We start from the raw sequence: 18,024 nt of genomic DNA, 5'->3' as shown, positions 1-18,024 counted from the left end.
CAAGCTCCTCCTGGACGCCCCCGACCTCCCGGCCGGCCTCGACGCGGTCCGCGCCCTGGCGGCCGAACTTGCGGAAGGCGTACGCAGGAGCTGACGAACAGCTGATCCACGGCGGGGTTCTGTAGCCCGTTCGAGTGGATGTGGGAGCGGGGAGGCACGAGAGTGCCTCCCCGCTTCGTTTGGCGGGACGTGAGCGACAAGAACGACGGTGTGAACCGCGATGCGAAGAGAACGGCCCGCGAGCGACTCCTGGTGGAGCGCGAGCGGCAGAAGAGCAAGGACAAGCGCCGGCGGACCCTGGTGGTGGCCGCCGCGGTCGTCGGCGTCCTCGGCCTGGCGGCCGTCGTCGGTCTGCTCGCGGCCAACGCCGGCAAGAGCGGCTCGGCCAAGGACGGGGCCGGCCCGGTCGTGGCCCCCTCGGGAGCCACCGGGAAGGACGCCCTCGCCATCCAGAACGGCAAGGACGCGGCGAAGTCGACCCTGACCATCTGGGAGGACTTCCGCTGCCCCGCGTGCAAGGCCTTCGAGGACTCCTACCGCGCCACGGTCCAGGACCTCGTGGCGAAGGGGCAGCTGAAGGTGGAGTACCACCTGGTGACGCTGATCGACGGCAACATGAGCGGCAGCGGCTCCCTGAAGGCGGCCAACGCTGCCGCCTGCGCCCAGGACGCGGGGAAGTTCCCGGCGTACCACGACGTCCTCTTCGAGAACCAGCCGAAGGAGGTCGACGACGCCTACGGCAAGAACGCCCGGCTGCTGGAGCTGGCGGGCAAGGTCGACGGCCTCGACACCCCCGCCTTCCGCCAGTGCGTCGAGGGCGGGACCCACAACAGCTGGGTCGGGAAGTCGTACGACGCGTTCAAGGCGGGGAAGTTCCGCGGCACGCCCACGATCCTGCTCGACGGCAAGGACATCTTCGCGGACCAGGCCAATCCGCTCACCCCGGAGAAGCTGAAGGCGAAGGTCACGGCAGCGGCCGGGGCGGGCTCCGGGGCGCCGGCGCAGGCGTCGCCCGACGCGTCGGAGGAGGCTTCGGCGCGACCCTCGGCGAAGGCCTCGGCGTCGGCCTCGGGCCGGCCGTCGGCGCGCGGTTCGGCGGGGTCGTCGGCCGGTACGTCAACGGGCTCTTCCACGGGCTCCTCGGCAGGGACCTCGGCCGGTGTTCCGGGGGGCGGCAGGGGGTGACAGGGCGGCCCTCGGATCCGTGCCCGCCGGATGATCGGCAGGTGTCGATTTGACGCCGTCTTGCCGGGCGGGTTGCGGTCCCCACCGCCCGGCAAGGTAGCGTCTGCGGTGCCATGGAACTTGCCTACATTCCCAGCCCGTCGACCGGTGTGGTCCATCTCGGACCGATCCCGCTGCGCGGCTACGCGTTCTGCATCATCATCGGCGTCTTCGTCGCCGTCTGGCTCGGCAACAAGCGCTGGGTAGCGCGCGGGGGCCGGCCGGGCACGGTGGCGGACATCGCCGTGTGGGCGGTTCCGTTCGGCCTGGTCGGCGGACGCCTCTACCACGTGATCACCGACTACCAGCTCTACTTCGGCGAGGGTCGCAACTGGGTCGACGCCTTCAAGATCTGGGAGGGCGGCCTCGGCATCTGGGGTGCGATCGCGCTGGGCGCGGTCGGCGCCTGGATCGGCTGCCGCCTGCGCGGCATCCCGCTGCCCGCCTGGGCGGACGCGCTGGCCCCCGGCATCGCGGTGGCCCAGGCCTTCGGCCGCTGGGGCAACTGGTTCAACCAGGAGCTGTACGGCCGCGCCACCGACCTGCCGTGGGCGCTGGAGATCAGCGACGGCCCGAACCGGGTCGCGGGCACCTACCACCCGACCTTCCTGTACGAGTCGCTGTGGTGCCTGGGCGTGGCCGCCCTGGTGATCTGGGCGGACCGCCGCTTCACGCTGGGCCACGGCCGGGCGTTCGCCCTGTACGTCGCCGCGTACTGCGCCGGGCGCGGCTGGATCGAGTACATGAGGGTCGACGAGGCGCACCACGTGCTGGGCCTGCGGTTGAACGTGTGGACGGCCATCGTGGTCTTCGTCGCCGCCGTGACCTACCTGATCCTGTCGGCGCGGCTGCGGCCGGGCCGCGAGGAGGTCGTGGAGCCGGTCGGCCCCGAGGGCGAGGCGCCGGCCGACGCTGCCGGCGAGGCCGCGGCCGACCCGGAGGCCGTACGGGCCGCGGCGCCGACGGCCGACCTCACGAAGCCCGACCTCGCGAAGGCCGATCCCGCGAAGCCCGACGCGACCAAGCCCGACCTCGCGAAGGCCGATCCCGCGAAGCCCGACGCGACCAAGCCCGACGTCACCAAGGCCGATCTCGCGAAGCCCGCGCCGGCCGAGCCCGGGCTGCCCGCGCAGGCCGAGGACACCGCGCCCGGAGCCAAGAAGCTCTGACCCCCGCGCGAGCCGCAGGCTCACCCGCGTCACCGTGCTCCGCCGGACCTGGTCCGGCGGAGCACGTGCGTGTGGGGGCGGCCGTCAGGACGGCACGCGGGACTCCCGCCGGGACAGCGCCATGACCTGCTCCGCGCCCGCCAGGACCGCCGCGTCCACGAAACGGCCGTCCGGGAGGGCCTGGGCCCCCGGGGTGCGGCGGGCCGCCGCGACGATCTGCTCCGCCGCCGCGACCTCGGCGGTCCCCGGTACGTAGGCCCGTTCGATCACCGGGAGCTGGCGCGGGTGGATCGCGGCCCGGCCCAGGAAGCCCAGCGCCCGGCCCCGGACGCACGATCCGGCCAGCGCCTCCAGGTCGCGGATGTCCGGGAAGACGGACTGCGGCGGCGGCGCGAGCCCGGCCGCCCGGGACGCCACCACCACCCGCGAGCGCGGCCAGTCGAGCCCCGCGTCTGCGCTCACGCCCAGGTCCGCCCGCAGGTCCGACTCGCCCAGGGACAGGCCCCGCAGGGCCGGGTGGGCGCGGGCGATCTCGTACGCCCGTTCCACCCCCAGCGCCGATTCCAGCAGCGCGTACAGCGCCACCCCGCCGGTCCGGTCGGCGACCGCGGCGACCTGCTCGGGCGCGGTGATCTTGGGCAGCCGCAAGCCGGCGAGCCCGGACAGCCCCGCCAGCGCGTTCAGGTCGGCCCGCGCCCACGGTGTGTCCAGGGCGTTGACCCGGACGTACACGGGGACCGGGGGCCGGTGCTGGAGGAGCTCCGCGGTGGCCGTGCGCGCGTACTCCTTGCGGGAGACCGGTACCGCGTCCTCCAGGTCCACGATCACCGCGTCCGCGCCGCAGGCGAGCGCCTTCGCGACCACCTGCGGCCGGTCCCCGGGCACGTACAGCCAGGTCAGAATCACAGTGCTCCCTCGGTCCGCAGGACGTCGATCTCCGCTGGGGACAAGCCCAGTTCGGCCAGCACCGCGTCGGTGTCCGCGCCGTGCGCGCGGCCCGCCCAGCGGATCGACCCCGGCGTCTCGGAGAGCCGGAAGAGGACGTTCTGCATCCGCAGCGGCCCGAGGTCCGGGTCGTCCACCTCGGTGACCGTGTCCAGGGCCGCGAACTGCGGGTCGGCCAGCACGTCGCGCACGTCGTAGACCGGCGCGACCGCCGCCTGCGCCTCCTCGAACGCGGTGACGACCTCCTCCGCCTTGTGCCGGGCGATCCACGAACCGACCGCCTCGTCCAGGACGGCGGTGTGGGCGGCCCGCCCCGAACTCGTCGCGAACCAGGGTTCCTCGGCCAGCTCGGGCCGCCCGACCAGGCGCACCACCCGCTCCGCGACCGACTGCGCCGAGGTGGACACGGCCAGCCACCGGCCGTCCGCGCTGCGGTAGGTGTTGCGGGGCGCGTTGTTCGTGGACCGGTTGCCGGTGCGCGGCTGGACGTAGCCGAGCTGGTCGTACCAGAGGGGGTGCGGGCCGAGGACCGCCAGCATCGGCTCGATGATGGCCAGGTCCACGACCTGCCCGGCGCCGGTGCGGCCGCGGCCCGCGAGCGCGGTCATCACGGCGTACGCGGTGGCCAGCGCGGCGATGGAGTCCGCGAGCCCGAACGGCGGCAGGGTCGGCGGTCCCTCCGGTTCCCCGGTCATCGCGGCGAACCCGCTCATGGCCTCGGCGAGGGTGCCGAAGCCGGGGCGGCGGGCGTAGGGGCCGAACTGGCCGAAGCCCGTCACCCGGGCCAGGACCAGCCGGGGGTTGGCCGCGGACAGCTCGGGCCAGCCGAGGCCCCACTTCTCCAGGGTGCCGGGACGGAAGTTCTCGATGACCACGTCGGCCGTGGCGGCGAGCCGCAGCAGCACGTCCCGGCCGCCGGGGGTGGACAGGTCGAGGGTGAGGGTCCGCTTGTTGCGGCCCAGGACCTTCCACCACAGGCCGAAGCCGTCCTTGGCCGGGCCGTGGCCACGGGACGGATCGGGGCGCCGCGGGTGCTCCACCTTGAGCACGTCGGCCCCGAAGTCGCCGAGCAGGGAGGCGGCGAGCGGGCCCGCGAAGAGGGTGGCCAGGTCGAGGACGCGCAGTCCGGCGAGCGGTCCGCTCGCGGCGGGGGCGGCGGGCGGGGGCGCCTGCGCGGACGGAGGTGTGGGCGGAGGTGCGGGCGGCGGTGCGGGCGGGGTGTCCCGCGCGGTTCCGGGCCGGGGTGCGGGCGGGTTCACGGCCGGGGCCCGGTGCCCGCGAAGGCGTCCGTCTCGGCGCGCGTCGGCATCGAGTCCTGGGCGCCGGGCCGCTGCACCGACAGCGCGGCCGCCGCCGAGGCCCAGGCCAGGGCCGCACGCATGGTGCGTCCCTCGCCGAGTGCCACGGCGAGCGCGCCGACGAAGGTGTCCCCGGCCGCGGTGGTGTCCACGGGCCGCACCCGGGGCGCGGGCACGGTGTACGGGGCCTGGCCGCGCGCCGCGTGCAGCGATCCGGCCGCGCCGAGCGTGATCACCACCTCCGGTACGTCGTGCAGCAGGGCGTCGGCCGCCCGGGCGGGATCGGTCAAGCCGGTGAGGGCGGCCGCCTCGTGTTCGTTGGGCACCAGCAGGTCGATGGTGGCGAGCAGTTCGGGGGGCAGCGGCTGGGCGGGGGCGGGCGTGAGGACCGTACGCACGCCGTGCGCGCGGGCCGCGCGGGCGCCCGCAAGGACGGCGGACAGCGGCAGTTCGAGCTGGAGCAGGAGCGTCCCGCAGGCGCCGATCCGGGCCGCGTCGCCCTCCTCCAGGCCGGTGACTAGGGCGTTGGCGCCGGGGATCACGATGATCGAGTTGCCGCCCTCGTCGTCCACGGTGATGTGCGCGGTGCCGCTGGCGCCCTCGACGGTGCGCAGCGCCGCCGTCTCGACGCCGGCGTCGCAGAGCGCGGCGCGCAGCCGTACGCCGAAGGCGTCCGCGCCGACCGCCCCGATCATCGTCACCTCCCCGCCGCTGCGGGCCGCGGCGACCGCCTGGTTGGCGCCCTTGCCGCCGGGGACGGTGTGGAACGCCCGGCCGGTGACGGTCTCCCCGAGGCGGGGGGCCTTGGGGACGTAGGCGACGAGGTCCATGTTGGTACTGCCGAGCACGGCGATGGCCGTCATGAGGGTGCTGCCTCCGGTGTGGTGAGGTGGGCGAGCTGTGCGGTGAGTCGGGCGAGGGCGTCGAAGCCGACGCCGTCGAAGCCGGGCACGCTGGTGGCGAGCCGGTTCGCGAGCGGGGCGGTCCAGCGGCGCGGGAGCCGGTCGGGGGAGCCGGCCAGGAGTCCCGCCAGCGCGCCCGCCGTCGCGCCGTTGGAGTCGGTGTCCCAACCGCCGGACACCGCGCGGCAGATGGAGTGGGTGAAGTCGCCCTCCGCGTGCGTGAGGGCGGCCGCGATCAGGGCGGTGTTCGGGACGGCGTGCACCCAGTGATAGTGCCCGTAGCGCCGGTGCAGCCGGTCGACGACCTCGTCGAAGGGGCGGTGCGCGGCGGAGTGCGCCCGGGCCTCGCGCACCGCGAACCGGACCGCTTCGGCGAGCCGCGAACGCGGGGGTACGACTGCCAGCCCGGCGGCGAGGGCGCCGTGCACGTCGGCTCCGGGGACGGCCGCGGCGGCGGTGGCAGCGGCGATGAAGAGGGCGGCGTAGACGCCGTTGCCGGTGTGGGTCAAGGTCGCGTCCCGGTGGGCCTGGGCCGCGGCGGCCGCCGGATCGCCGGGGTGGGTCCAGCCGTGGACGTCGGCGCGGATGAGGGCGCCGATCCACTCGCGGAACGGATTGCGGTGGGTGGCGGTGGCGGGGGGCTCCAGGCCGAGGAGGAGGTTGCGGTACGCGACGCGCTCGGCGGTGAAGGTCCGCCCGGCGGGCAGCTCGTCGAGCCAGAGCCGGGCCACGTCGGCGGTGGTGAAGCCCTTGCCGTGGCGCTGGAGCAGCAGCAGGTTCAGCAGGGGGTAGTTGAGGTCGTCGTCCTCGGGGGCGCCGTCGATGTTCTCGGCGAGCGAGGTGGGCGCGGAGCGGCGGTTCCAGGGGTACGCCGCCAGCAGCTCGGCGGGCACCCCCTCGGCGGTGAACCAGTCGTCCAGCGGCCAGTTCCCGGCGGCCCGCGCCAGGGCCCGGATCCCCGCGAGCGGCAGCTTCTCCACGGGCTTCCCGAGCACGCACCCCGCGGCCCGCCCCAGCCAGGCGGCCTCCAGCCGGGCCGCCTCCGGCGAGGGGCGCGGGGTGGGTCCGGTGGCCGGGGGCCAGGTGGCGGTGATCGTGGCCCAGCCGTGCGGCTCGGCCGCGGCCAGGGGGCGGGGGAGGGCGGCCAGTTCGGTCAGCAGGCGGTCGGCGAGGGCGCGCAGCTCCGGGCGGGCGGGGGAGGGCGAGGCTCCGGCCCGGTCGGGGGCCGGGTGGCCGCCCGCGGCCAGCCAGGCCCGCCGCACCGGCTCCGCGGCGCGGCCGCGCCCGTCCTCCTCGGCCTGGCGCAGCTCGTGCCCGATCAGGTCCTCGGGCTGCGCCCAGGTCAGGCGGATCGGGCCGGCGGGGCCGCCGGGCGGGGGATTCGGGGTCGCGGGGCGTGCCGGGGCCGGGCGGGCGGGGTGCGGGGCGTGGTCTGCCGAGGTGATCGGGGCCGCGGTCGGGGGCAGTCGGTTCGCGAGGGGTGTCATCGGGGGGCGGCGATCGTGGTGAAGGCGGACTCGTGGGCGCGGCGGCGGGCGAGATCGAGGGCGAAGACCTCGCGGGCCACCCGGGCCAGGGCCGCCGCTGGGGCGTGCAGGTCGAGTCGGCTCGCCGCCGCGACCTCCCGCGCCCAGGCCCCCGGCACCGCCGCCGCACCGCCCAGCGCGCCGGCCAGCGCCCCCGCCATGGTGGCGATGGAGTCGCAGTCCCGCCCGTAGTTGACGGCCCCGAGCACGGAGGCTTCGTACGCCCCCTCCGCGACCAGCAACATGCCCAGCGCCACCGGCAGTTCCTCGATCGCGTGCAGCCGGGACGGCCGCCGGGCGCCGAGCGAGGGCGAGCGGTAGTCCGGGCCGACCGAGTCGTACGGGGCGACCGCCTCCCGCAGCGGCACCAGCGCCGACTCGACGTCCCGGTGCGCGGAGGCGGCTTCGGCCACCGCCGCGATCGCGGCCCGGGTGCCGTCCTTGGCGAGGGAGAGCGCCGTTTCGACCACCGACGCGGCCGTCGCCCCCGGCACGCAGGCCGCGGCCACCGCGGCCGCGAACACCCCGGCGGCCTCCCGCCCGTACGACGACTGGTGCGCGCCCGCGATGTCCAGCGCCTCCGCGTACGCGCCCGCCGGATTGCCGGCGTTGACGATGCCGACCGGCGCCATGTACATCGCGGCCCCGCAGTTGACGATGTTGCCGGTGCCCGCCTCGCGGGGGTCCACGTGCCCGTAGTGGAGCCGGGCCACGATCCACTTCTCGGCGAGGAAGATCCGGTGCAGGGGCAGCGCCTCGGCCTCCAGCTCCGGGATCCAGCGGGGCCGCGACATCAGGTCGGGGACGAGGTGGTCGGCGACCGCGTAGGCGTCCAGGTGGTCGCGCACCGCCTCGTAGACGCGTACCAGCGCATGCGTCATCAAGGTGTCATCGGTGACGTGGCCGTCGCCCTTGTGGTAGGGCGCGATGGGGCGCGCGGTGCGCCAGTCCTTGTACCAGGGGCCGACGATGCCGCGCACCCGGCCGCCGTGCCGTTCCACGATCTGGTCCGGGGACCAGCCCTCGACCGGGCCGCCGAGCGCGTCCCCGACGGCGGCCCCGACCAGGCAGCCGGCGGCCCGGTCCTCGATCGTGAGCGCCCGCGCCTCTGTCCGCGCCTGGCTCTCCGTACCCATCTGCGTCATGGGCGGATCGTCCTCCGGGTCGTGTGGGGGAGCGGCGCGGTGAGTTCCGTCCGCGTGAGCAGGGCCGCGAGCTCCACCAGGTCCGTACCGGCGAGGCGGGGCAGCGCGCAGCCGGACAGGGTGCGGCAGGCGTCGCGCCAGGCCGGCGCGATCGAGTCGCCGCCGCCGAGGGCGCCGGTCAGCGCCCCGGCGAGGGCGGGGGCCGAATCCGCGACCCGGGACAGGCAGGCCGCCGCCGGCACCGCTTCGGCGACCCGGCCGCGGGCGGCGGTGGCCAGGGCGAGGGCGACGGGGACGGTCTCGGCGGCGGCGATGCCGTAGCTGTAGACGTGGTCCACGATCTGGTGCTCCAGCAGCGGCACGATGGCGAAGGCGCCGCCGTCGGGGTGCGCGCGGGCGAGCGCGACGGCGTGCCGGGCGTTGCGGCCGATCTCGGTCGTGGCGGGCAGCCGGCCGAGCGCGGCGTCCACGGCGGCGTCGGTGCCGGACCCCGCCAGGGCGGTCGCAAGGGCGGCGGCCATCGCGCGGGCGCCGTGCACGCCGTCGCCGTCCTGGGTGTAGCGGGCGTCGAACTCCGCGAGGTCGGCCGCCGCCGCCGGGTCCCCGGGGTGGACGACCGCGAGGACGCAGGCGCGGATGCAGGCGGCGTCGTCGAAGTAGTGCGGGTTGTCGTGGCCCGTGGCGGGCGGGCGCAGACCGGCGGCGAGGTTGCCGAGGCCCGCGCGTACGGAGATCCGCGCCCGCAGCGGCAGCACCGCCGACTCGACCTCGGGGGCCCGGTCGGCGGCCGCCGCGACCTCGCTGGCCAGGGCGTTCCACGCGAGGTCGATCGCGGCCCGCATCCGGCGCGACCGGCTCAGGTCGCTGAGCAGGGCGCCGGCGGCGGTGAGGACGGACTCGGCGGCGAAGGCTGCCCACTCGGCGTCGTCGCTCGGACCGAGGCGCAGGGGTTCGGGGGGCTGGTTGAGGGCGATGGGGACGGGGAGAGTGGTGGTGGCGTTCTGCTCGGCGAAGGTGTCCAGCTCGCGGGTGAGGCGGCGGGTCCACTCGGGCATCCGGCTGGCCCGGTGCCGGGCGGCGGGCCACCCGGCGGCGTCCCCGGCGGCCAGCCCGAGCAACAGCCCCTCGATCCGCCGCTCCCCGCGGGACGCGTCCCCGGCGGGGGCGCCGGTGCGGTGGCTTGCGGTGGCGGTGGCGGCGAGGGACTCGGCCTGTACGGGCACGGCCGCGTCTCCACCCGCTACCGGCACGACCACCTTCCCGCCCGCCACCGCCACCGCCACCGGTACCCCCGGGCTTTCCGGGGCGTTGCGTGGTGGGGTCATCGGGGCGGCTCGGAATCCGGGGTCAGGAGGTCCGCGATGTCCAGGACGTGGTAGCCCCGCATCGAGGGCAGGCAGCTGCCGCGGACCGGGCCGATCACCGAGGACCACGCGGCCGGGATGGCGGCGGCGCCGGAGAGGGCGCCGGACAGGGCGCCCGCGACGGCCGCCGTGGTGTCGGCGTCGCGGCCCATGTTGACCGCGGTCAGGACGGAGCCCCGGAAGTCCCCGCCGCAGGAGGCGAAGGCACCGAACGCGAGGCCCACCGCCTCCGGCGCCAGGTCCGTCCAGGGGTAGCCGCCGATGACCACCGCGGAGCGCACCGCCCGTTCGCCGCGCGGGGCGGCGGTCACGGCCCGGCGCAGGGAGCGCGCGGTCCAGGAGTCGGACGGGATGACGGACAGGGCCGCGGAGACCACCGAGGCCGGCGATCCGCCCGCCATGGCCGCCGCCACGCCCGCCGCGACGGCCTGGCCGCCGTAGATGCCCTCGCCGTCGTGGCTGACGGTGCCGTCGATGGCGACGAGCCGGGCCGCCTCCGCCGGGCGCCCGGCCGCGAAGACCCCGAAGGGGGCGGCCCGCATCGCGAGCCCGTCCGACCAGGCGTGCCGGTGCTGCGCCGAGATCGGCGCGGCGAGGCCCCGCCGCAGGTTCTCCAGGGTCCCGCGCTCGGAGAAGCCCGCCCCGCGGAAGGGGCCCTCGTCCAGGTCGGCGATCCAGTGGTGCCAGGCCCGTTCGACGTGCGCGACGGTGAGGGCGGACCCGTGCCGGGCCAGCAGCAGGCCGGAGAAGATCGCGTACTCGGTGTCGTCCGTACCGGCCGGGTCGTCGGACACGAACCCCTCGATGCGGCCCCACCTGGCGCGGATCTGCGACGGCTTCATGTTCTCCGCCGGAGCGCCCAGCGCGTCACCCACCGCGAGCCCCAGCAGCGCACCGCGCGCCCGGTCCAGCAGCACCTGCGGCTGCACGTCCGCCCGAGGCCCGGCCCACACGTCCGCCCGCACGTCGGGATGCGACCCCGGGTACCCCAGGTACCGCTCGGGATGCGACTGCGGACCGGATGCGATCAGCCCCATGGGCGCGCCTCTCCACTTGGTGGAACTCATCATGAGCCCATGGGGGATTTGTGCCACGGCATCGCGTTTGTCGGTTGCCGCGAAACACCACCCGGCCCCTCCCGTCACCCGGTCGCCGACGGACGAAAGCCCTGGTAAGTACGGCCTACCTTGCTGGCGGCGCCCCGAAATCGTGCGTAGTTTCGAGGTGTTCAGGGGGAGTGGGTGCCTGCACACGGTCCGGGCCCTCCCGTGCCGTGCCCGCGCGCCCGTTCCGTACGCGAAGGGGAGTCACGCCACATGTCCATCATCGACACCGAAGCACCGCTGCACGAGGCCCACCGCGACAACCACACCCACCGTGACGTCAACGGTGGCTGGCTGCGCCCGGCCGTCTTCGGTGCCATGGACGGACTGGTCTCCAACCTCGCCCTGATGACCGGTGTGGCGGGCGGCGCGGTCGCGACGCAGACCATCGTCATCACCGGGCTCGCGGGCCTGGCCGCCGGCGCCTTCTCCATGGCGGCCGGCGAGTACACCTCCGTCGCCTCCCAGCGCGAGCTGGTCCTCGCCGAGCTGGACATCGAGCGTCAGCAGCTGAGCAAGCACCCCATCGACGAGATGGAGGAGCTGGCCGAGCTGTACGTCTCGCGCGGCGTCGACCCGTCCCTCGCCCGCGAGGTCGCGATGCAGCTGTCCCGCGACCCCGAGCAGGCGCTGGAGATCCACGCCCGCGAGGAGCTGGGCATCGACCCGGACGACCTGCCGTCGCCGCTGGTCGCCGCGGTGTCCTCGTTCGGCGCCTTCGCGCTGGGCGCGCTGCTGCCCGTACTGCCGTACCTGCTCGGCGCGGCCGCGCTGTGGCCCGCGGTGCTGCTGGCCCTGGTGGGGCTGTTCCTCTGCGGGGCGGTCGTGTCCCGGGTCACCGCCCGGTCGTGGTGGTACAGCGGGCTGCGGCAGCTGCTCCTGGGTGGCGCGGCGGCGGGTGTGACGTACATCCTGGGCACGTGGATCGGTGGAGCCGTAGGCTGACCCCTCGAAGGGTGAGATGCTATGCAGAGTTCAGCATAAGTAGTCATTACTCGCCGGTTTCGGTCGGTTTCGATCGCGTGACCGGCGGGCATGACGTGAAGGCGGCCGGGCAATGATGCCCGGCCTGCATCAGGACCTCTGCCTCGCGCATCCGCCTCGCGCTGACGCCCGCGCAGGTCCTCACTTTTCTTTCGCACAGTGTCCGCATGCTGGAATGCGATATCCGGTTCCCGGGATTGCCGTCATCATGTAACCTGCACGAAATTTCGCAGAGGGCCAACGTCGTCCCTCGGCTATGCATATGCCACGACGACGACGGGAGTCCCGATGCGTTCCGCATCCACGCACTCCGCGACCGGCCCCAGCACCACCGCCTGGTCGCCCATGGACGGTCGCCCCGCCCAGCAGGGCATGTACGACCCGCGCAACGAGCACGACGCCTGCGGCGTCGGTTTCGTGGCCAACCTCACCGGCGAGGCCGGCCACACGCTGGTCGAGCAGGCGCTGACCGTACTGCGGAACCTCGAACACCGCGGCGCCACCGGCTCCGAGCCCGACTCGGGCGACGGTGCGGGCATCCTCTGTCAGGTCCCCGACGCGTTCCTGCGCGAGGTGGCCGGATTCGACCTCCCCGAGGCCGGCGCCTACGCCGTCGGCATCGCCTTCCTGCCCGCCGACGGCTCCGCACAGGCCGTCGCGCAGATCGAGGCCATCGCCGCCGAGGAGCACCTCACCGTGCTCGGCTGGCGCGAGGTGCCCGTCACCCCCGACCTGCTCGGCAACGGCGCCCGAGCCACCATGCCGGCCTTCTCGCAGCTGTTCGTGACCGGGGGCACCTCCCGGACGGAGTCTGGGGGAGGAAGCACCGGCATCGAGCTGGACCGCAAGGCGTTCGTGCTGCGCAAGCGCGCCGAGCGCGAGGCGGGCGTCTACTTCCCGTCGCTGTCCGCCCGCACCATCGTCTACAAGGGCATGCTGACCACCGGCCAGCTGGAGCCCTTCTTCCCGGACCTCTCCGACCGCCGCTTCGCCTCGACGCTGGCGCTGGTCCACTCGCGGTTCTCGACGAACACCTTCCCGTCCTGGCCGCTGGCCCACCCGTACCGCTTCGTCGCGCACAACGGCGAGATCAACACGGTCAAGGGCAACCGCAACTGGATGAAGGCCCGTGAGTCCCAGCTGGCCTCCGAGGCCTTCGGCGAGGGCGCGCTGGAGCGGATCTTCCCGATCTGCACCCCCGACGCCTCCGACTCCGCGTCCTTCGACGAGGTCCTGGAGCTGCTCCACCTCGGCGGCCGCTCGCTCCCGCACAGCGTGCTGATGATGATCCCCGAGGCGTGGGAGAACCACACCTCGATGGACCCCGACCGGCGCGCGTTCTACCAGTACCACTCCACCCTGATGGAGCCCTGGGACGGCCCGGCCTGCGTCACCTTCACCGACGGCACCCAGGTCGGCGCGGTCCTCGACCGCAACGGCCTGCGCCCCGGCCGCTACTGGGTCACCGACGACGGCCTCGTCGTCCTCGGCTCCGAGGTCGGCGTCCTCGACATCGACCCGGCCAAGGTCGTCCGCAAGGGCCGCCTCCAGCCCGGCAAGATGTTCCTCGTCGACACCGCGCAGAAGCGGATCATCGAGGACGACGAGATCAAGGCCGACCTCGCGGGCGCCGCTCCGTACGCCGAGTGGCTCGAAGCCGGTGAGATCGAGCTGGAGGACCTCCCCGAGCGCGAGCACATCGTCCACACCCACGCCTCGGTCACCCGCCGCCAGCAGACCTTCGGGTACACCGAGGAAGAGCTGAAGATCATCCTGGCGCCGATGGCCCGAACCGGCGGCGAGCCGCTCGGTTCCATGGGTACGGACTCCCCGATCGCGGCCCTGTCCGAGCGCCCCCGGCTGCTCTTCGACTACTTCACCCAGCTCTTCGCGCAGGTCACCAACCCGCCGCTGGACGCCATCCGCGAGGAGCTCGTCACCTCGCTGCTGTCCTCCCTGGGCCCCGAGGGCAACCTGCTGGAGCCGACCTCCGCGTCGTGCCGCAGCGTCACCCTCCCCTTCCCGGTGATCGACAACGACGAGCTGGCCAAGCTCGTCCACATCAACGCCGACGGCGACATGTCCGGCATGAAGGCCGCCACGCTCTCGGGCCTCTACCGGGTCTCGGGCGGCGGCGAGGCGCTCGCCGCGCGGATCCAGGAGATCCGCGCCGAGGCCGACGCCGCCATAGAGAGCGGCGCCCGCCTGATCGTCCTGTCGGACCGGCACTCCGACGCCGAGCACGCGCCGATCCCCTCGCTGCTGCTCACCTCCGCGGTCCACCACCACCTCATCGCCACCAAGCAGCGCACCCAGGTGGGCCTGCTCATCGAGGCCGGTGACGTCCGCGAGGTCCACCACGTCGCCCTGCTCATCGGCTACGGCGCGGCCGCGGTCAACCCGTACCTGGCGATGGAGTCCGTCGAGGACCTGCTGCGCGCCGGCACCTTCCTGTCGGGCCTGGAGCCCGAGCAGGCCATCAAGAACCTGATCTACGCGCTCGGCAAGGGCGTCCTGAAGGTCATGTCCAAGATGGGCATCTCCACGGTCGCCTCCTACCGCGGCGCTCAGGTCTTCGAGGCCATCGGCCTGGACGAGGAGTTCGTCGGCACGTACTTCAGCGGCACCGCCACCAAGATCGGCGGCGCCGGACTGGACGTCATCGCCAAGGAGGTGGCCGCCCGCCACGCCAAGGCGTACCCGGCCTCCGGCATCGCCCCGGCGCACCGCGCGCTGGACATCGGCGGCGAGTACCAGTGGCGCCGCGAGGGCGAGCCGCACCTGTTCGACCCGGACACGGTCTTCCGCCTCCAGCACGCCACGCGCAACCGCCGCTACGACATCTTCAAGCAGTACACGGACCGGGTGAACGAGCAGTCCGAGCGCCTCATGACGCTCCGCGGCCTGTTCGGCTTCGACACGGAGTCCCGCCCCTCGATCTCCATCGACGAGGTCGAGCCGGTCGCCGACATCGTCAAGCGCTTCTCCACCGGCGCGATGTCGTACGGATCCATTTCGAGCGAGGCCCACGAGACCCTCGCCATCGCCATGAACCAGCTGGGCGCCAAGTCCAACACCGGTGAGGGCGGCGAGGACCCGGACCGCCTGTACGACCCGGCCCGCCGTTCGGCGATCAAGCAGGTCGCCTCCGGCCGCTTCGGCGTCACCAGCGAGTACCTGGTCAACGCGGACGACATCCAGATCAAGATGGCGCAGGGCGCCAAGCCCGGCGAGGGCGGCCAGCTGCCCGGCCACAAGGTCTACCCGTGGGTCGCCAAGACCCGGCACTCCACCCCGGGCGTGGGCCTGATCTCCCCGCCGCCGCACCACGACATCTACTCGATCGAGGACCTGGCTCAGCTGATCCACGACCTCAAGAACGCCAACCCGGCGGCCCGCATCCACGTGAAGCTGGTCTCCGAGGTCGGTGTCGGCACCGTCGCCGCGGGCGTCTCCAAGGCGCACGCGGACGTCGTCCTCATCTCCGGCCACGACGGCGGTACCGGCGCCTCCCCGCTGACCTCGCTCAAGCACGCGGGCGGCCCCTGGGAGCTCGGCCTCGCCGAGACCCAGCAGACGCTGCTGCTCAACGGCCTGCGCGACCGCATCGTCGTCCAGACCGACGGCCAGCTGAAGACCGGCCGCGACGTCGTCATCGCCGCGCTGCTCGGCGCCGAGGAGTTCGGTTTCGCGACCGCGCCGCTCGTCGTCTCCGGCTGCGTCATGATGCGCGTCTGCCACCTCGACACCTGCCCCGTCGGCATCGCCACGCAGAACCCGGTGCTGCGCGAGCGGTTCTCCGGCAAGCCCGAATTCGTCGTCAACTTCTTCGAGTTCATCGCGGAGGAGGTGCGCGAGCTGCTCGCCGAGCTGGGCTTCCGCACGATCGAGGAGGCCGTCGGCCACGCGGAACTCCTCGACACCTCCAAGGCCGTCGCGCACTGGAAGGCCCAGGGCCTCGACCTGGACCCGCTCTTCCACGTGCCCGCACTGGCCGAGGGCGCCGTCCGCCACGCCGTCATCGAGCAGGACCACGGCCTCGCCAAGGCCCTCGACAACGAGCTGATCCGGCTGGCCGCAGACGCGCTGAACGCCCCGAGCGCCGAAGCCGCCCTCCCGGTCCGCGCGCAGGTGGCGATCCGCAACATCAACCGGACCGTCGGCACCATGCTCGGCCACGAGGTCACCAAGCGGTTCGGTGGCGCGGGCCTGCCCGACGACACCATCGACCTCACCTTCACCGGGTCGGCCGGCCAGTCCTTCGGCGCCTTCCTGCCGCGCGGCATCACGCTGCGCCTGGAGGGCGACGCCAACGACTACGTCGGCAAGGGCCTCTCCGGCGGCCGGATCGTGGTCCGCCCGGACCGCGGCGCCGACCACCTGGCCGAGTACTCCACCATCGCGGGCAACACCATCGGCTACGGCGCGACCGGCGGCGAGATGTTCCTGCGCGGCCGCACCGGCGAGCGCTTCTGCGTCCGCAACTCCGGCGCCCTGGTCGTCTCGGAGGGCGTGGGCGACCACGGCTGCGAGTACATGACCGGCGGCCAGGCCGTCGTCCTGGGCGAGACGGGCCGCAACTTCGCGGCGGGCATGTCGGGCGGCGTCGCGTACGTCGTCGACCTCGACCCCTGCAACGTCAACGTCGGCAACGCGGGCGCGGTCGAGAACGACCTGTCCGACGCCGACAAGCAGTGGCTGCACGATGTGGTGCGCCGCCACGAGGAGGAGACCGGCTCGACCGTGGCCGCCAAGCTCCTCGCCGACTGGTCCGTCTCGGTGGACCGCTTCAGCAAGATCATCCCCACTACGTACAAGGCAGTGCTCGCCGCCAAGGACGCCGCTGAGCGGGCCGGACTCTCCGAGTCGGAGACCACCGAGAAGATGATGGAGGCGGCGACCCATGGCTGACCCGAAGGGCTTCCTCACCACCCCCCGCGAGACCGCCTGTTCCCGACCCGTCGCCGAGCGGCTGAAGGACTGGAACGAGGTCTACGTCCCGGGTTCGCTGCTGCCGATCATCAGCAAGCAGGCCGGCCGCTGCATGGACTGCGGCATCCCGTTCTGCCACAACGGCTGCCCGCTCGGGAACCTCATCCCGGAGTGGAACGACTTCGCGTACCGCGAGGACTGGGCCGCCGCGTCCGAGCGCCTGCACGCAACGAACAACTTCCCGGAGTTCACCGGCCGCCTGTGCCCGGCTCCGTGCGAGTCGGCGTGCGTGCTCGGCATCAACCAGCCCGCCGTCACCATCAAGAACGTCGAAGTCTCGATCATCGACAAGGCGTGGGACAACGGCGACGTCACCCCGCAGCCCCCGGACCGGCTGTCCGGCAAGACCGTCGCCGTCATCGGCTCGGGCCCGGCGGGACTCGCCGCCGCCCAGCAGCTGACGCGGGCCGGTCACACGGTCGCGGTGTACGAGCGCGCGGACCGCATCGGCGGCCTGCTGCGGTACGGCATCCCCGAGTTCAAGATGGAGAAGGTGCACATCAACCGCCGCATCGAGCAGATGCGCGCGGAGGGCACCAAGTTCCGCACGGGCGTCGAGGTCGGCCGCGACATCCCGGCCGACCGGCTGCGCCGCCGCTACGACGCGGTCGTCATCGCCGCCGGAGCCACGGTCTCCCGCGACCTGCCGGTCCCGGGCCGCGACCTGAACGGCATCCACTTCGCGATGGAGTACCTGCCGCTGTCGAACAAGGTGCAGGAGGGCGACTTCATGGCGCCCCCCATCACCGCCGAGGGCAAGCACGTCGTCGTCATCGGCGGCGGCGACACCGGCGCCGACTGCGTGGGCACCGCCCACCGCCAGGGCGCGGCCTCGGTCACGCAGCTGGAGATCATGCCGCGCCCCTCGGAGGACCGCACCGCCGGCCAGCCGTGGCCGACGTTCCCCATGCTGTACAAGGTGACCTCGGCGCACGAGGAGGGCGGCGAGCGGATCTACTCCGTCTCCACCACCCACTTCGAGGGCGACGAGGACGGCAACGTGCAGTCCCTCCACCTGGTCGAGGTCGCCTTCGAGGACGGCAAGCTCGTCCAGAAGGAGGGCACCGAGCGCGTCCTCCCGGCGCAGCTGGTCACCCTCGCGATGGGCTTCACCGGCACCGACCAGGCCAACGGCCTGGTGGACCAGTTCGGCCTGGAGCTGGACGCGCGCGGCAACGTCGCGCGGGACGCGTCGTACGCGACCAACGTGGACGGCGTCTTCGTCGCCGGCGACGCGGGCCGCGGCCAGTCCCTGATCGTGTGGGCCATCGCCGAAGGCCGCTCCGCGGCCCGCGGCGTGGACCGCTACCTGACGGGCGCCAGCACCCTCCCGTACCCGGTCAAGCCGACGGACCGCTCGCTGACGGTGTAA

General features: G+C 73.9%; 12 protein-coding genes and 1 pseudogene. 6 read left to right on the top strand and 7 right to left on the bottom strand.

Annotated elements, in window-relative coordinates; genetic code table 11:
• From ABZY31_RS27125 to lgt, 3 genes and pseudogenes are all read left to right on the top strand, one after another.
• Positions 1-94 (top strand): annotated as a pseudogene (locus ABZY31_RS27125) (tryptophan synthase subunit alpha); the annotation flags it as partial.
• A gap of 95 nt (positions 95-189) precedes the next feature.
• Positions 190-1,185: a thioredoxin domain-containing protein gene (locus tag ABZY31_RS27120; protein ID WP_356415144.1), complete on the top strand. Its 996-nt coding sequence runs from the start codon at positions 190-192 to the stop codon at positions 1,183-1,185.
• A 113-nt stretch (positions 1,186-1,298) separates the two neighbouring features.
• Positions 1,299-2,393 carry a prolipoprotein diacylglyceryl transferase gene (lgt, locus tag ABZY31_RS27115; RefSeq protein WP_356415142.1) on the top strand — a complete coding sequence of 365 codons (1,095 nt, stop codon included), beginning with the start codon at positions 1,299-1,301 and terminating at the stop codon, positions 2,391-2,393.
• A gap of 84 nt (positions 2,394-2,477) precedes the next feature.
• Here lgt and ABZY31_RS27110 read toward each other — a convergent pair whose 3' ends face one another.
• From ABZY31_RS27110 to ABZY31_RS27080, 7 genes are read right to left on the bottom strand one after another with little or no spacing between them, the layout of a single operon-like run.
• Positions 2,478-3,299: a CoA ester lyase gene (locus tag ABZY31_RS27110; RefSeq protein ID WP_356415139.1), complete on the bottom strand. Its 822-nt coding sequence runs from the start codon at positions 3,297-3,299 to the stop codon at positions 2,478-2,480.
• Complete coding sequence (locus ABZY31_RS27105) at positions 3,296-4,597, bottom strand: CoA transferase (RefSeq protein WP_356415137.1); 1,302 nt, start codon at positions 4,595-4,597, stop codon at positions 3,296-3,298. The genes ABZY31_RS27110 and ABZY31_RS27105 overlap by 4 nt, the downstream gene beginning before the upstream one ends.
• Positions 4,594-5,499, bottom strand: coding sequence for a ribokinase (gene rbsK / locus ABZY31_RS27100; protein WP_356415134.1), 906 nt, complete (start codon positions 5,497-5,499; stop codon positions 4,594-4,596). The genes ABZY31_RS27105 and rbsK overlap by 4 nt, the downstream gene beginning before the upstream one ends.
• Complete coding sequence (locus ABZY31_RS27095) at positions 5,496-7,025, bottom strand: ADP-ribosylglycohydrolase family protein (RefSeq protein ID WP_356415131.1); 1,530 nt, start codon at positions 7,023-7,025, stop codon at positions 5,496-5,498. The genes rbsK and ABZY31_RS27095 overlap by 4 nt, the downstream gene beginning before the upstream one ends.
• Positions 7,022-8,209, bottom strand: a complete 1,188-nt coding sequence (locus ABZY31_RS27090) for an ADP-ribosylglycohydrolase family protein (protein WP_356415128.1) — start codon at positions 8,207-8,209, stop codon at positions 7,022-7,024. Before ABZY31_RS27090 ends, ABZY31_RS27095 begins: the two co-directional genes overlap by 4 nt.
• Positions 8,206-9,492: an ADP-ribosylglycohydrolase family protein gene (locus ABZY31_RS27085; protein WP_356415152.1), complete on the bottom strand. Its 1,287-nt coding sequence runs from the start codon at positions 9,490-9,492 to the stop codon at positions 8,206-8,208. The genes ABZY31_RS27090 and ABZY31_RS27085 overlap by 4 nt, the downstream gene beginning before the upstream one ends.
• Positions 9,493-9,530: 38 nt before the next feature.
• Positions 9,531-10,610, bottom strand: a complete 1,080-nt coding sequence (locus ABZY31_RS27080) for an ADP-ribosylglycohydrolase family protein (RefSeq protein ID WP_356415125.1) — start codon at positions 10,608-10,610, stop codon at positions 9,531-9,533.
• A gap of 279 nt (positions 10,611-10,889) precedes the next feature.
• Between ABZY31_RS27080 and ABZY31_RS27075 the strand changes: the two genes are divergently transcribed.
• The 3 genes from ABZY31_RS27075 to ABZY31_RS27065 all read left to right on the top strand — a co-directional run bounded on the left by ABZY31_RS27075 (position 10,890) and on the right by ABZY31_RS27065 (position 18,024).
• Positions 10,890-11,621, top strand: coding sequence for a VIT1/CCC1 transporter family protein (locus tag ABZY31_RS27075; protein WP_356415123.1), 732 nt, complete (start codon positions 10,890-10,892; stop codon positions 11,619-11,621).
• A 327-nt stretch (positions 11,622-11,948) separates the two neighbouring features.
• Positions 11,949-16,571 carry a glutamate synthase large subunit gene (gene gltB, locus ABZY31_RS27070; protein ID WP_356415120.1) on the top strand — a complete coding sequence of 1,541 codons (4,623 nt, stop codon included), beginning with the start codon at positions 11,949-11,951 and terminating at the stop codon, positions 16,569-16,571.
• Positions 16,564-18,024 (top strand): glutamate synthase subunit beta, encoded by a 1,461-nt coding sequence (locus ABZY31_RS27065; RefSeq protein WP_356415117.1) that lies wholly within the window; start codon positions 16,564-16,566, stop codon positions 18,022-18,024. The genes gltB and ABZY31_RS27065 overlap by 8 nt, the downstream gene beginning before the upstream one ends.

It is taken from the genome of Streptomyces sp. NPDC006529 (genome assembly GCF_040611795.1).
Lineage (GTDB): Bacteria > Actinomycetota > Actinomycetes > Streptomycetales > Streptomycetaceae > Streptomyces.
This window is presented reverse-complemented; position numbering and strand designations above follow the sequence as displayed.

What these genes read in the sequence shown, in the direction of transcription:
- ABZY31_RS27095 (WP_356415131.1), bottom strand. Translation starts at nt 7,025, where the DNA reads ATGACACCCCTCGCGAACCGACTGCCCCCGACCGCGGCCCCGATCACC.
- ABZY31_RS27075 (WP_356415123.1), top strand. Translation starts at nt 10,890, where the DNA reads ATGTCCATCATCGACACCGAAGCACCGCTGCACGAGGCCCACCGCGAC.
- rbsK (WP_356415134.1), bottom strand. Translation starts at nt 5,499, where the DNA reads ATGACGGCCATCGCCGTGCTCGGCAGTACCAACATGGACCTCGTCGCC.
- ABZY31_RS27065 (WP_356415117.1), top strand. Translation starts at nt 16,564, where the DNA reads ATGGCTGACCCGAAGGGCTTCCTCACCACCCCCCGCGAGACCGCCTGT.
- ABZY31_RS27080 (WP_356415125.1), bottom strand. Translation starts at nt 10,610, where the DNA reads ATGGGGCTGATCGCATCCGGTCCGCAGTCGCATCCCGAGCGGTACCTG.
- lgt (WP_356415142.1), top strand. Translation starts at nt 1,299, where the DNA reads ATGGAACTTGCCTACATTCCCAGCCCGTCGACCGGTGTGGTCCATCTC.
- ABZY31_RS27090 (WP_356415128.1), bottom strand. Translation starts at nt 8,209, where the DNA reads ATGACGCAGATGGGTACGGAGAGCCAGGCGCGGACAGAGGCGCGGGCG.
- gltB (WP_356415120.1), top strand. Translation starts at nt 11,949, where the DNA reads ATGCGTTCCGCATCCACGCACTCCGCGACCGGCCCCAGCACCACCGCC.